We start from the raw sequence: 13,214 nt of genomic DNA, 5'->3' as shown, positions 1-13,214 counted from the left end.
TTCGCCCGTACAGTTGTCAGTAGTCAGTTCCTTCTTCAGAACCGTTACTTTGAAAAGGTTGTTCACCGATTTTCAGTTCTTTCTTTGAGTGCTTTAATTGCTTCCAAAGTAACTTAATTTGATAATAAGCCTCATCTGGTGAGATCTTGCCACCTGTTTCTAAATTGCAGATATAACTGACTTTCTGGGCAAATTCCTGTAAGTTCGCGTTGAATACCAAGTTTTCTAGTTTTACATGACCATAATAGCGACCACGGGGATAGAGAAAATCTTCTTTACTCATCATTCTTTTTTCTCCATTTACTCAACTACTGATACTTTTAACCGAGACATTCCCTGACATCTGAGATATTGTGAATGTCCAGTAGAACATTACTAACTGAGTTGATAAAGGTGGTATCCCACATTGCCTTGAGGAAAATCCCCACGGCTCCTCTATTTTTTCAGAATGGTATGGATAAAATTACTACATCCTGCTGATAGTTTAGCGTGGCTTGATCCCATAAGTAGAGATTGAAGGCAGTTATTCACGTTTAGTTATTCTCTAATTTATTAAAAACATATTGTATTAAGTTCAATAAGTCATTAATATATTCCTTAAGATAGATTAATATATTCCTTTTTGCAAGACTTGGAAAAATTTTTTCCTTGCAAGCTCTAATTATAATACATTTAAATTGAAATATAACAAAATTCCCGACTTCTCTAAGAAATCGGGAATATGAAGTATCAATTGTAATTTGCCACCTAAGCAGATGGACGAGTTGCTTCTAATAAACTGGAAAAGTAGAAGCTTGTCCGCGTCATAGCTTGTCTTTGGACTGAAAAGCCATTTTTTCGCAGAATTTTGACTACATCAGCTTCACGATGTAAATAAGCGCGAGTGGTTTTACTCGGACCAGGAAAGAAAGTACCGATTTTTTTGAGGATTGTTAGGAAGAAGGTTTTCGGGGCAAAACTGAGAATGATTCGGTCTGAAGCTAAAGAACATAGATGAGAAATCATTTCATCAGCTTTGTCTTGAGGATAATGAATCAGAACATCTAGACAGATGACAGTGTGATAATTGCCACTCAAAGATTCCAAATCCTGTACCGCAAAAGAGGGATTTACGGTATTGAACAAAGCCATGACAGCCCTATCCTGGGCTTCTGATACCATTTTAGCGGAAATGTCGCTGGCATAGACCTTAGCACCATCTATAGCCAGAGGAATACTCAGACTACCCACACCACAACCAGCATCACAAATTGATAATGATGGTAAATTGTTGTCAGCTTTTAACCAGCCAATGACATTATCCACAGTTTGCTGATGTCCAGTGCGAATATCTAGCTGGACTTTGTTGACTTCACCATCACCATAGATGCGTTGCCACCGATCAAAACCTGTGGAGTTGAAGTATTCGCGGACTATTGTTTTATCGTCGGCTGCGGTCATAAACTCAATTGTTAATTATTCACAATTACTAAAACTATCATTTGTCATCCCAATTATATGTAGGGCTGCACAGAATCATGAAATCCATGAATTCATCCGTCCTTATCTGCGTTTATCTGCGGTCAATTATTCTTGAAATCTGATTCTATGCAGCTTGATCTTAATTTGGTATCAGTGGATTCTCAGCGACAAAAATTCCAGCCAGTGTTAAATTCTTAAAAACCGACTAGCTAATTTAATCGCGTCAGCAATATCCACATCACCATCACCGTCAGCATCTAGAAATTGATTTAGTAATGGATTACCACCAGATTGTAAGAAACTCAAGACTAAAGGCACTAAACTTGGTAATAATTGTTGAATTGTACTCACATCTAAGCTAGTACCCTGGGCAGCATTTTTCGCTACTTCTGCTTGAATATCTGGAGAAAATAAGGTATCTACAGCTTGGGAATCGGCGGAAGTGCCGGCAAATTGATTGACTAAATCTTGTACAGATTCACTTCCGTCGCTGGTTTGTTTTGCCTGTAAAGATGATTGTACTTGTTTACCAACTACTGATAAAACTGATTGCATGGTGGAAGAGTCTGCACCAATGCCATTACCTAATTGTTTCACTGTGGTAGCAATATTTATCAAGTTATCCAAACCACCTGGTTGATTGGAATTGCTAACCGCACCCAGAATTTGATCAAACAGTCCCATTAATTTTTTCCTGTTGTTTTTAATATCTCCTAATTATTAATAATACAGCAGAATTGAGCAATCAGGAGTCACCGAATAAAATCAAGATCATGATCTTGATGAATGATAAATTGGGAGAAATATGGTAAATTCTGTACCTTGATTCGAGTCAGAATGAAAAGTAATTTTCCCCTGATGTTTTTTAACGACAATTTCATGGGTAATTGCTAAACCTAAACCAGTCCCAACACCTCTGGGTTTAGTGGTGAAAAAGTTTTCAAATATTTTCTGCTGATTTTCTGGAGGAATACCTGAACCATTATCTATAATTTTAATTAATACCCAGTCATTTTCTTGCCGTTCAGTAGTTATGTTTATTGCTGGTGAAAATTCTGAATTTTGAGCAGATTTTTCTTCTATAGCATCAATAGCATTACTTAAAAGATTCATGAAAACTTGATACAATAATCCTGTATAACCGGTTATTTGGGGAATTTCTCCATAGTTTTTGATAACGCTAATTTTATTTTTAAGGCGATTATTCAAAATTAATAATGTACTATCTAGACAAAAAGGAATATCTAATAATTGTGATTTGGTTTCATCTACACGCACAAAATCTTTTAAACTCCGAACAATTTCTTTAGTTCGTTCTGCGCCAATTGTCATAGACTGAAAAAGTTTAGGTATGTCTTCTGCTAAAAATTCTAAATCAATTTCTTCCGCTACAGCTTGCACTTGTGGTGGTGTTTGGGGAATTTCCGATTGATATGTTTTCAGAAGTCTGAATAAATCATCAACATATTTGTGTGCGTGAATTAAATTGCCAGAGATCAAGTTTACAGGATTATTAATTTCATGGGCAATACCAGCTAACATTTGCCCTAAGCTGGACATTTTTTCACTTTGAATTAGTTTAGATTGGGATTCAGCTTGTTGTATTTCTAAAAGATGTTTTACTTGTTGAATTAGGAGATTTAAAGAGTTGGCTAAATCACCTATTTCATCTTGAATATTTATAGATATTTGTAAATCAAAATTTTCTTCATTGGTAACTTTTCGAGCAATATTAGTAACTTCTAAAATTGGTTGAGTAATAATTTTACTGGTGGATAAAGCGAGAATATTAGCTATTAATATGGAGGTTGCCATACTCACAATAATAATCACATCTTGTACTTTTAATGCGTGATTGTAAGCTAAATTTGCTTGTTCTTTAGTTTGTTTAATGGGTTCTCTTAGGGTTTCTAAACTGTAAGCAAAGTCAGAAAATTTCTCTACATTTTTAATTTGATATTTTTTTAAAATTAACTGCTTTATTTCTGGATTTTTATTTGATTGTGCATCCAGTTGAGAAACTTCTTCGACTAATTCTTTGAGTAATTGGATGTAGCTGTTGATATTTCGTTGATATTTTTGACTCCAATCGGACAAATTACCATTTTTCTGGATTTGAGTAAAGTTTTGAAATTTAGTAAATTGAATTTCTAATTTATCTATTTCTGTGTTTAATTCAGCGATTTCTTTGGGTAACTTGTCTGGTTGATCTAATGTTGCTATAATCTTTTGTTGATGGATGAAAGATCCTAAAATTCCTCTTTGTAAATTATTGAGTAAAATATCTTCTTGATTGATTAAGATTGTCTTATTTCTAGCTCTTTGAAAATAGCTATTACCTACTAATAACCCTCCAGATGTACCTAAAACTGCTATTCCCAGGGAAAGAGTATACCCCAAGACAATTTTTTGTCTGATCCTCAAGGAAGGGAATAATTTTTTTAAAGAGCTAAAATGTTTAAATTCAGAGATAAAGTTCATATTGTGACTCGGCCTTTAACTTTCCCATGAATTGGGGTGAGACAAAAAATGCGGAATTTAATAGCCGGTCATTAAGAGGTTGTTTGAAAAGTATTATATGAAACCCATAATCTCCAAAAACCTAACCCCCCTTCCCCCCTTCCCTACAAGGGAATGGGGGTTTTAAAGCCTCTCCCCTGGTAGGGGAGAGGTTTGGAGAGGGGTCTGTTTACACATGAAAAACTTTTAAAACATCCTCTAAGGGAACACCGCACACAAACTGAATGTTAGTTTAGCAAAAATTGTGGCTTTTTACTTTCTCGCTGAGAAAAACACTGTATAGATCCTAAATTTTATCATTCATGCCCTTGTCTCGTATTGTTACACTAATTGTTGGCCTGATCGTCATTTTGGCGTTAACCCTATGGCTAATTGATTCTCTTTCCCGGTTGTACTGGCAGTTGTCCTATTCTCCGCTGTTGGGTAATTTACTATTATTACTGCTAGTTTTACTGATTGGTGGTTTAATTGCTGCCTTTGTTTATTATGTATTGGTGCTGCGGAAGGGAGAAGCAAAATCCCGTCGTCAACGCCCAAGAGTGACTTCTGCCCAAATTCCTGCGGCTAAATCTGATGCGGCTTCTTCGACTCTGCAAGCGGTACGTCAACAGGTAGCCCAAATTCAAGATGAGGTGACACGTCAAGCTTTGCTAAGTCGCACTAAGGAAATTGAAACGAATTTAGCGAGAGGGGAAATTCAAGTTGTGGTTTTTGGTACGGGTAGTGCCGGTAAAACTTCTCTGGTAAATGCGATTATGGGGCGGATAGTTGGTGAGGTGAATGCCCCAATGGGAACAACTCAGGTGGGAGAAACCTATTGTTTGCGCTTGAAGGGTTTGGAACGGAAGATTTTAATTACTGATACTCCAGGGATTTTAGAACCGGGAGTAGCGGGTACGGAACGGGAACAACTGGCTAGGGCTTTAGCGACGGAAGCGGATTTATTGTTATTTGTGGTAGATAATGATTTACGGCGTTCTGAATATGAACCACTGCGGGGTTTAGCGGAAATTGGTAAGCGATCGCTTTTAGTGCTGAATAAAACAGATTTATACACGGAGACTGATATAGAAGTGATCTTAGCCAGATTGCGGGAACGGGTACGCAGCTTTATTGCTACTAATGATGTGGTAGCGATCGCTGCTAATCCCCAAATAGCCGCATTAGAAACCGGCGAAACCTTCCAACCAGAAGCAGATATTATCCCCTTGTTACGGCGCATGGCCTCTATTTTACGCGCTGAAGGTGAAGATTTAGTAGCAGATAATATTCTCTTACAATCTCTGCGCTTAGGAGAAGAAGCTCGCAAACTTATAGACTCTCAACGTCGTCGCCAAGCTGATAAGATTGTAGATCGTTATCAATGGATTGGTGCGGGTGTAGTTTCTGTCACACCATTACCGATGGTAGATTTACTCGCAACCGCTGCTGTTAATGCCCAAATGGTAGTAGAAATTGGCAGGCTTTATGGTTGTGATTTAAACATGGAACGAGGTAAAGAATTAGCCCTATCTTTAGGAAAAACTATTGCTGGTTTAGGTATCGTTAAAGGGGCAATTGAATTATTATCAACGGCTTTGCAACTTAATGTGGCTACTTTTATTGTAGGGAGGGCAATTCAAGGAGTGACAGCCGCATATTTAACCCGCATTGCTGGGAAAAGCTTTATCGAGTATTTTCGTCATGATCAAGATTGGGGTGATGGGGGAATGACAGAAGTTGTGCAACAACAGTTTCAGATTAATCGCCGTGATGAGTTTATCAAAGTTTTTGTCCAAGAAGCGATCGCTAAGGTCGTCAAACCTTTAACTGATACCTTTGCAGAAAAAGAAGATTATAAGTAAAAATACTGAAATAATTATTGAATATTTCACATACTGAATTATTGCCTATAATTCCGGAAAATAGCAGCCGATGTCAGAAAAGATATATAAGGATTTCTGACTAACTAGATCATGACCAACCAGATGATCGGCCAAGTATTACAAGATCGTTACCAAATTGTGCAACCACTTAGTGCAGGAGTGTTTGCACAAACATTTATTGCTGTGGATATGTACCACCCAGAAAAACCCAGATATGTTGTCAAACAATTGAAAGTGAATCACTATCAATCTACTTCCTATTTTGACCACCTAAGATTGCGGTTTTTAACAGAAACTGAAACCCTCAAACATTTAGGTCGTCATCCCCAAATTCCGGAACTTATTACCTGTTTTGAAGAAAATGAGCGGTTTTATTTAGTCCAACAATTTATTCCTGGAGAGTCTTTAGCAGCAGAATTACCTCATGATCCTGAAAGTCATGGTAAATGGAGTCAAGTTGATATTATTAAGTTTCTAGAAGATGCCTTATCTATTCTTGAATTTATTCACTCTCAAGGCTTTATTCATTGTGATATTAAACCAGAAAACTTAATTAGACGAGCTATAGATGCCAGATTAGTATTAATTGATTTTGGCTCAATTCAACCAGTAGACTCTAGTATTGAAACAGAATTTTCCATAGATCAAATTCCTGTCGCATCATTAGGTTACATTCCCCCAGAACAATTTATTGGTCAAACCCAACCCAATAGTGACCTTTATTCCTTGGGAATAATTGCTATTCAAGCTATTACAGGACTATCTCCCTTAGAATTAGAAATTGATGCTGAAACTAATGAAATTATTTGGTGTGATCATGACACCTCTATCAATGATTATTTAGTTGCGTTCCTCAATCAGATGATCCGCTATCAACACCAAGAACGATTTCAATCTGCCAATGAAGCACTATGGTTACTCAAGCATATAGAATGGGACAATAACCCAGCAGAAATACAAATAGCAGAGTCTCAATTATCTGATAAAACTATTGAAACGACAGATCAAAAATCCCAACCATTACTAGCCGGACTGCGATTAGGTTTATTAATTAATTCGGTTCTACTAGGATTGGGAGTATATTCTTTATTTAACAATTCTCAAGCTTACTCAGCTACAGAAATTTTATATAAAGCCATAGCCAGATATCAATCTGGAGATTTACAAAAAGCCATTAATTTAGCTCGGTCAATCCCCCTTAATAGTAATGTTTATCCAGAAGCTCAAGCTTCAATTGAAGAATGGCAAAACCAATGGCAAAAAGATGCAAAACATTATGTTCTCACTGAAAAAGCCTTAAAAGAACGACGATGGACAGACGTATTATATCATGCACCTAAAGTTCCAATTAATTCATATTGGCAATCGAAAATTCAGCCCCTAGTTGCACAAGCAAAATTAAATATTGAAGCCCAAACACAATCCTTATTAGCCAAAGCTTATGCAAAAGCCGAGGAGAGAGATTTCTCAACAGCTTTATATTATCTACAGCAAATACCTGAAGAAAGTTCTGCTGGTGCTATGGTTAAACAGAAATTAGCTGAGTACAATCAAAAACGTCAAGTTAGATCAGGATACTATTTATATCAAGCTCACAATCAAGCCTCTATAGGTAACTTTTTCGCAGCAATTAAACTACTGGAAAGAGTTCCTAAAGATGCTGAAGTTTATGCACAAGCAAGAGTCAAACTAGAAGAATATTCCCACAAGTTACGTCTACGTAATCAGCAACAAGAATTAGCTATCCTAAAAACAGTTCCCCTTGCTGAAAGACAAAACACTCCTATTCAGCGGAGAGTATCTCTTCAACCAGAAGATTATTTACAGGAAGTAAATATTCGTAATTAAGCTGAGAAATGGGGAATAGAAGATAATTTTACCAATTCCCCCCATGGTTATTTTCCGTTGTTGCATTGCTATTCTGGGTACGCGAATGTCTTTGTGCGATAATTCCGACTTGCAGAATCCCTCGGTTCACAACTGGGGGTATTTTTTTTATCTATTCAATTAGACGGAAATAAATTAAATTTAAACTTTCCTATAGACAGAGACAATCTTCTAAAGATCAAGTTAGATTTACAGTTGAACTAGTCCACATTCCAATGTCTTTAATCATAGCCTCCAGTTATTTTTTAGGCTGGAGGTGATTCTTTATAAATCTTTGCTGCATCTCTATTTGATCATTGAAATACTTTTTCTAGATTATCCTGTTCTTTTTGTAATAAAGTGGTAATTTGTGTATACTCATTAAATAATGAAGCATGATTAAGAGTATTTATTAACAGGTCAAATTTATGTGCTTCTCTTGTATCACCATGAGCTAAAACTAAAGGACGAATAGATAACCAAGTGCGATTTATATTTTTCGATGTTTTACTTAACCATGGTTTATTTCCTGTGGGAATCCAGATTTCTAATTCTCGTTCATAGTAGTTTAATAAAGTAACTTCCACTGGTATTTTTTTAGGGAAATTTTTATTCATTTTAGCAACGATAAAAGTAATTTGATTAGCAGTACGCATTGCTATTTGGGCATCTTTATTATCAATAGCGTTATCTAATAAGTACATTTTATTAGTTAGTTTTGTAAATTGGCGGATTTTCGGGTTTAAATTCTTGATTAATATCTGTAATTTTTAAACAATGAAAAGCACAGCTAAAGCCATTTTTAGTCTTGGTTTAATCAGTTTCTTAACTTTGGGTGGAATCTGTCAGAATGCTTTTGCAGCCGAAGTTCAATCTAATCATCACCACCACTCAGTGACAAAAAAAGGTAAAAAACCTACACATAAACCCACAACTAAACCCACAGCTAAACCCACCACACCACATACCACACCACATACCACACCACCTAAAAAATAATTTTTTCTTGTATTTTACCCTTTTACCTACGATTTGCATCATCCTGTGAAATAGAATGAATTTATCAGGTGATGCAATATTTTATCAGTCAAGAATGTATTTGACAATTTAGTTTTTATCATTTAATTAGGTTGGGTAATTATTAAACCCAATCTAATTTTTTAATGATATATTTTTATAAATACTTCATTTTGAAGTAGATAATAAGCGGACTGTAAAACAACTACCAATTCCCAATTCACTCTTAACAGTAATTAATCCACCATGTTTTTTAGCAATAGCTTGAGCAATAGCTAAACCCAAACCAGAACCACCACAATTATAAGTGCGAGATTCATCGGCTCGCCAAAATCTATCAAAAACTTTTTCCAAATTATCTAGAGCAATTCCTACACCTATATCTTTGACACTGACGTAGAGATGAGAACCTAGCCGACGATTTGTAATTTCAATTGTCCCTTGAATAGAAGTATAGTTAAGTGTTGATTGACTATATTCCCAACCTTCAATTCCATCTTTAGCAATATCTACAACATAACGTTGATGTTTTAAATCTTCGGCTAAGGGTTTAGCAATCCGTTGATCATCTTCTACAAGTAATATTTTCATGTTAATGGCAAGACTAAGTAGGTTAGCATTGAAAATCGTCGTTATGGCACTAGGCTTGAGGCAATACTTCGACTTCGCTCAGTAACCAGAGGCAAGAGGCAAGAGTGAAGAGGGTTTGGGCGATTTTACTTTTCGTTACATATTACTCTTCGAGAAGCCGCTTCGCGTCTACGGTTTTTTTCCGTTCACCTACTTAGTTCTAAAAGAGTTTATTTTAACAAAGTAGACGTAGAATTAATAATACAGCGGTTTCCGCTTTTATGAGGTACAAAGTTGAATCATGAAACTCTTGTGGTGCGGGCATACTATGGCTAACGCCACGCTGCGCTATCGACAAGCTCAGTACAAGTCTTGCCCGCTAGATATGTACCTCATAACACCGGGAAGTGCTGTAATTTGTGCCGAACCTGTGAAAAATCTAAATTCATACATTTCTGGGCGGTTGGAAACCGCGTCTACACAGACAAAACCCACACTTCGACAAGCTCAGTGACCACCTGCGTGGGTTAAAAACATTGATTTTTGATTAGTCCACGCAGGTGGACTTAGTTTTTGTAGTAGCGTATCCCTGACGGGAGCCGGAGGCATCTTTCTAATCGCCATATACTTTTCAAACACATAAACATCATGATAAGAGATGTAAAAGGTATACTGTCCCAATTGCCAATTCCCAGTTCCCATCAAAAATATGCTAGATTTATTACTCATAACGCTTCTGGGGTTTCTAGGCAGTTTTGGACATTGCTTTGGGATGTGTGGACCCCTGACTGTAGCTTTTTCTCTGTCCAAGCAGCAGGAAAATCCAAGTTGGCAACAGCAATTAAAATTTCATACATTACTAAATTTGGGGCGAATGTTAAGTTATGCCTTCGTCGGTGCTGGTATTGGCGCACTAGGCTCAGTATTAGTAGAAGGTGGACAACTGGCGGGAGTTGGTAGTGATTTGCGGCGGTGGATAGCTATTATTACAGGTATAATGCTGATTTGGTTTGGTTTAGGGCAAGTTAAACCCGATTTTTTACCGCGTATACCCCTATTACACCCCATATTAAAAGGGAATTTACACAACCGTCTGAGTGCGGCCATGCTGAAATTATCTTCACAAACTCAATGGTGGACACCGGCACTTTTAGGCATGACTTGGGGATTAATGCCCTGTGGTTTTTTATATGCGGCTCAAATTAAAGCTGCGGCTACAGGGAATTTGTGGCAAGCTACAGCAACAATGTTAGCTTTTGGAATTGGCACACTACCCATCATGTTGGGCGTAGGTGTTTCCACGGCGTTAATTAGTCAAGATCAGCGGAGTCAATTATTTCGCTTGGGTGGGTGGGTAACTCTGATTATTGGTGCTATTACCCTATTGCGGACGGGGGATACGATGATGGACTATAGCGGACACGCTGCCTTAATTTGTTTAAATCTCTCATTGATTGCCCGGCCTGTAAATAGTTTTTGGTCTGCACCTCTGCGTTACCGTCGGGCGTTGGGCGTTGGGGCTTTTGTGCTTTCGGTAGTACATACTATCCATAATCTTGAACACTCACTAGACTGGAATCTTACCGCTTTTTGGTTTTTACCGTTAGAATTTCAGTGGGGAATGAGTGCTGGGGCTGTGGCTTTGGTATTAATGCTCCCTGCGGCTTGTACAAGTTTTGATGTTATGCAAAAGTCATTAGGTAAACATTGGCGGCATATTCATCTTTTGAGTGTACCAGCTTTGTTATTGAGTGCTATTCATACGGTTATGATTGGTTCTCATTATCTGGGGGCTGTAAGATTAAGTTGGCAAAACCAATTAGCAGCCGTGTTACTGAGTCTAATTACCTTAGCTGTATTGTTGATCCGTTCGCGGTATTCTTGGTTATGTTTACGTCTAGAAAAATTTTATGTTCCTCCCAATAAATCGCGGTAAATTAACTATTTCTCCTGCACACAAAATCAAGTATCTATTATTAGTTTTATTTGGTTTAATAGTTACTACAAATACTCAAGTTTTAGCCCATACGGTGAAAATATCGGCAGATGTTGGTGCTACTATCCATATAGAACCTAATGATAATCCTCGCGCTGGAGAAGTTACTCAAGCTTGGTTTGCCCTGACTCGGAAAGGTGGTAAGGTAATTCCTTTAAAAGATTGTAATTGTCAGTTGGCTATTTATGCTGAACCTCATGCAGTGGGAGAACCAGCATTACTTGAACCTCCATTAAAACCTATTCAAGCTGAACGTTATCAAGGCATTCCAGGGGCAGAAGTAACTTTTCCCAAACCAGGGGCTTATCAGTTGCAATTAAGTGGTAAACCTGTGACTGAAGGAAGTTTTAAACCTTTTGAGTTAAAGTTTGTTGTCACTGTGGCTACAGGAAAGAATATAGATACTCTTCAATCTAGGCTAAGTGTAAATGAGAATCAGCAAGGAACAACAATTGGATTAGCACAACCTTTGATTTGGTTGGGAATTTTGCTGCTGTCTGGAGGGATTTTAGTTTTCTTGGTGCAAACAATGAAGAAGAATAATTAAAGTTAGTCTTTTTTGGCAGTTAACTGAATACTTGGATTTGGTAAAAATGTATATCTCAGATATAATCCTAACCACACAAATCCGATAATTAACAAAGTCCCAATTCCCAGAAAATTCGGCAACCAAAAAACTACCTCTACATGATTTATAGCCCCTGCTTTAATTGTCCATAGCAGTTGATTACCATGCTTTTCTGGTTGGATAGCATTTTCATCATTTTCAATATTCTTGACTCCCCAAGGTGTCTGTAGGCTAAAGTCTAGATTGACAATAGAACTATCACCTTTAGTGGTCAGCATAGCCAAAGAACGCAAATCTAAATCATAAACTAAATGATTTCTGGAAAATAGGAAAAAATTCGTATCTTCTGCAACTAAAGTTGAAGTAATATTTGATATTTCCGAACCATTACCATCTTCATCAGTTCGAGTATTAAAAAAGCCAGTGAATTTTTCTTGTAATTCCTTTGCACTGGTAAAGGGAATTTTAACAACGATTTCTGATGGTGAAATTCTCTCTGTTGAACCTGCTAATTGTCGCGCTCGTTGTTCTAAAGTTTTTAACCATTGTGATAGATAATCACTACTAAAAATAGTGATTTTTTCCGATAATTGAATATGTTGTACTAATTCACCATTATTAGTGCTGTTAAAGTTGACTCCTAAATCATACTTTACACAACCAGATAATAGTAATGAAGAAAAAATTACCATAAATACAATAGGTTTAATTTTGGTAAATTTTCCAATTTTCCTAATTAAAAAAAACACAGATTTGCTTAACTGTAATATCACCTTAATGAAAGTGAATACATTCATGACTAAATTTCTCCTTATTTACTAAAAACTTAACCAAACTAAATAGGAAATTGTTAAACCAATAGCAATTAAAGCTACCCAAACAAAATTATTATCTTTAGTATTGACTGTATTCAGGTCAATATATTCTCGTTCTCCAGGTTTTTGTTTAAATGTAGATTTTTTAGATTGAGAAGTGACAACTATTTTGGATTTGTGATCAGAAGTTATGTCCAAATCGGGAATTTCTGTCATCAATTCTTTAGGTCTGTTAAGTTTGGGCGCTTTTAAAATATATAGTAGGCGCTTTGCTTGTTGACGAATTTCATAATGGGGATGACGAAGGAGTTGTTGACAAAGATTTATCGCTTCTTCCGAACGTCCCGCAGCTTCATAAGCATTCACCAACCAAATTTCGATTTCACCAGCAAAATGGGTATTTTTTTCTAATAGGGCGCTGGCTGTTTCTAGATTTTCTACAGATTTCCGATATTGACCATTTTCAAAAGCAGTTGTCCCCATTTGATAATGAGATTTAGCGAGTTCTAAATTTTCTGTGGTCATTGGTCAGTTGT

The 13,214-nt window shown here is 36.8% G+C and carries 13 protein-coding genes; 5 read left to right on the top strand and 8 right to left on the bottom strand.

Annotated elements, in window-relative coordinates:
• Nucleotides 1-16 precede the first annotated feature (16 nt).
• The 4 genes from FJR08_RS11405 to FJR08_RS11390 form a co-directional block, all read right to left on the bottom strand.
• The gene (locus FJR08_RS11405; RefSeq protein ID WP_168633257.1) at nucleotides 17-283 is read right to left on the bottom strand and encodes a hypothetical protein; all 267 of its coding nucleotides are present in this window, start codon (nucleotides 281-283) and stop codon (nucleotides 17-19) included.
• A gap of 464 nt (nucleotides 284-747) precedes the next feature.
• Nucleotides 748-1,440, bottom strand: coding sequence for a magnesium protoporphyrin IX methyltransferase (gene bchM, locus FJR08_RS11400; protein ID WP_148762409.1), 693 nt, complete (start codon nucleotides 1,438-1,440; stop codon nucleotides 748-750).
• A 207-nt stretch (nucleotides 1,441-1,647) separates the two neighbouring features.
• Nucleotides 1,648-2,145: a DUF937 domain-containing protein gene (locus FJR08_RS11395; protein WP_148762407.1), complete on the bottom strand. Its 498-nt coding sequence runs from the start codon at nucleotides 2,143-2,145 to the stop codon at nucleotides 1,648-1,650.
• An 87-nt stretch (nucleotides 2,146-2,232) separates the two neighbouring features.
• Complete coding sequence (locus tag FJR08_RS11390) at nucleotides 2,233-3,942, bottom strand: ATP-binding protein (protein ID WP_168633234.1); 1,710 nt, start codon at nucleotides 3,940-3,942, stop codon at nucleotides 2,233-2,235.
• 341 nt (nucleotides 3,943-4,283) lie between these two features.
• Between FJR08_RS11390 and FJR08_RS11385 the strand changes: the two genes are divergently transcribed.
• Nucleotides 4,284-5,825, top strand: coding sequence for a YcjF family protein (locus FJR08_RS11385; RefSeq protein WP_168633233.1), 1,542 nt, complete (start codon nucleotides 4,284-4,286; stop codon nucleotides 5,823-5,825).
• Between the two features lie 111 nt (nucleotides 5,826-5,936).
• A complete protein-coding gene (locus FJR08_RS11380; RefSeq protein ID WP_168633232.1) occupies nucleotides 5,937-7,694 on the top strand; it encodes a serine/threonine-protein kinase in 1,758 nt (585 codons plus the stop codon).
• A gap of 332 nt (nucleotides 7,695-8,026) precedes the next feature.
• Here FJR08_RS11380 and FJR08_RS11375 read toward each other — a convergent pair whose 3' ends face one another.
• Nucleotides 8,027-8,416, bottom strand: a complete 390-nt coding sequence (locus tag FJR08_RS11375; protein ID WP_168633231.1) for a hypothetical protein — start codon at nucleotides 8,414-8,416, stop codon at nucleotides 8,027-8,029.
• 73 nt (nucleotides 8,417-8,489) lie between these two features.
• On the opposite strand from FJR08_RS11375, the gene FJR08_RS11370 reads away from it, so the two are divergent.
• Nucleotides 8,490-8,711, top strand: coding sequence for a hypothetical protein (locus tag FJR08_RS11370; protein ID WP_168633230.1), 222 nt, complete (start codon nucleotides 8,490-8,492; stop codon nucleotides 8,709-8,711).
• Nucleotides 8,712-8,897: 186 nt separating this feature from the next.
• Here FJR08_RS11370 and FJR08_RS11365 read toward each other — a convergent pair whose 3' ends face one another.
• Nucleotides 8,898-9,320 carry an ATP-binding protein gene (locus FJR08_RS11365; RefSeq protein WP_168633229.1) on the bottom strand — a complete coding sequence of 141 codons (423 nt, stop codon included), beginning with the start codon at nucleotides 9,318-9,320 and terminating at the stop codon, nucleotides 8,898-8,900.
• Between the two features lie 688 nt (nucleotides 9,321-10,008).
• Here FJR08_RS11365 and FJR08_RS11360 point away from each other — a divergent pair.
• Both FJR08_RS11360 and FJR08_RS11355 read left to right on the top strand, forming a co-directional pair.
• On the top strand, nucleotides 10,009-11,235 hold the full coding sequence (locus tag FJR08_RS11360; RefSeq protein ID WP_168633228.1) for a sulfite exporter TauE/SafE family protein: 1,227 nt from the start codon (nucleotides 10,009-10,011) through the stop codon (nucleotides 11,233-11,235).
• Complete coding sequence (locus FJR08_RS11355; RefSeq protein ID WP_168633227.1) at nucleotides 11,210-11,842, top strand: hypothetical protein; 633 nt, start codon at nucleotides 11,210-11,212, stop codon at nucleotides 11,840-11,842. The genes FJR08_RS11360 and FJR08_RS11355 overlap by 26 nt, the downstream gene beginning before the upstream one ends.
• A gap of 2 nt (nucleotides 11,843-11,844) precedes the next feature.
• Here FJR08_RS11355 and FJR08_RS11350 read toward each other — a convergent pair whose 3' ends face one another.
• Nucleotides 11,845-12,660: a DUF3153 domain-containing protein gene (locus tag FJR08_RS11350; RefSeq protein ID WP_168633226.1), complete on the bottom strand. Its 816-nt coding sequence runs from the start codon at nucleotides 12,658-12,660 to the stop codon at nucleotides 11,845-11,847.
• A 21-nt stretch (nucleotides 12,661-12,681) separates the two neighbouring features.
• A complete protein-coding gene (locus FJR08_RS11345) occupies nucleotides 12,682-13,203 on the bottom strand; it encodes a tetratricopeptide repeat protein (RefSeq protein ID WP_168633225.1) in 522 nt (173 codons plus the stop codon).
• Nucleotides 13,204-13,214: the final 11 nt, after the last annotated feature.

Origin of the sequence: Dolichospermum sp. UHCC 0260 (genome assembly GCF_009711985.1) — a bacterium.
GTDB classification, from domain to species: domain Bacteria; phylum Cyanobacteriota; class Cyanobacteriia; order Cyanobacteriales; family Nostocaceae; genus Dolichospermum; species Dolichospermum lemmermannii.
Note: the sequence above shows the minus strand (reverse complement) of the source record. Positions and strands in the feature narration are given on the sequence as shown.

What these genes read in the sequence shown, in the direction of transcription:
- FJR08_RS11405 (WP_168633257.1), bottom strand. Translation starts at nt 283, where the DNA reads ATGAGTAAAGAAGATTTTCTCTATCCCCGTGGTCGCTATTATGGTCAT.
- bchM (WP_148762409.1), bottom strand. Translation starts at nt 1,440, where the DNA reads ATGACCGCAGCCGACGATAAAACAATAGTCCGCGAATACTTCAACTCC.
- FJR08_RS11395 (WP_148762407.1), bottom strand. Translation starts at nt 2,145, where the DNA reads ATGGGACTGTTTGATCAAATTCTGGGTGCGGTTAGCAATTCCAATCAA.
- FJR08_RS11390 (WP_168633234.1), bottom strand. Translation starts at nt 3,942, where the DNA reads ATGAACTTTATCTCTGAATTTAAACATTTTAGCTCTTTAAAAAAATTA.
- FJR08_RS11385 (WP_168633233.1), top strand. Translation starts at nt 4,284, where the DNA reads ATGCCCTTGTCTCGTATTGTTACACTAATTGTTGGCCTGATCGTCATT.
- FJR08_RS11380 (WP_168633232.1), top strand. Translation starts at nt 5,937, where the DNA reads ATGACCAACCAGATGATCGGCCAAGTATTACAAGATCGTTACCAAATT.
- FJR08_RS11375 (WP_168633231.1), bottom strand. Translation starts at nt 8,416, where the DNA reads ATGTACTTATTAGATAACGCTATTGATAATAAAGATGCCCAAATAGCA.
- FJR08_RS11370 (WP_168633230.1), top strand. Translation starts at nt 8,490, where the DNA reads ATGAAAAGCACAGCTAAAGCCATTTTTAGTCTTGGTTTAATCAGTTTC.
- FJR08_RS11365 (WP_168633229.1), bottom strand. Translation starts at nt 9,320, where the DNA reads ATGAAAATATTACTTGTAGAAGATGATCAACGGATTGCTAAACCCTTA.
- FJR08_RS11360 (WP_168633228.1), top strand. Translation starts at nt 10,009, where the DNA reads ATGCTAGATTTATTACTCATAACGCTTCTGGGGTTTCTAGGCAGTTTT.
- FJR08_RS11355 (WP_168633227.1), top strand. Translation starts at nt 11,210, where the DNA reads ATGTTCCTCCCAATAAATCGCGGTAAATTAACTATTTCTCCTGCACAC.
- FJR08_RS11350 (WP_168633226.1), bottom strand. Translation starts at nt 12,660, where the DNA reads ATGAATGTATTCACTTTCATTAAGGTGATATTACAGTTAAGCAAATCT.
- FJR08_RS11345 (WP_168633225.1), bottom strand. Translation starts at nt 13,203, where the DNA reads ATGACCACAGAAAATTTAGAACTCGCTAAATCTCATTATCAAATGGGG.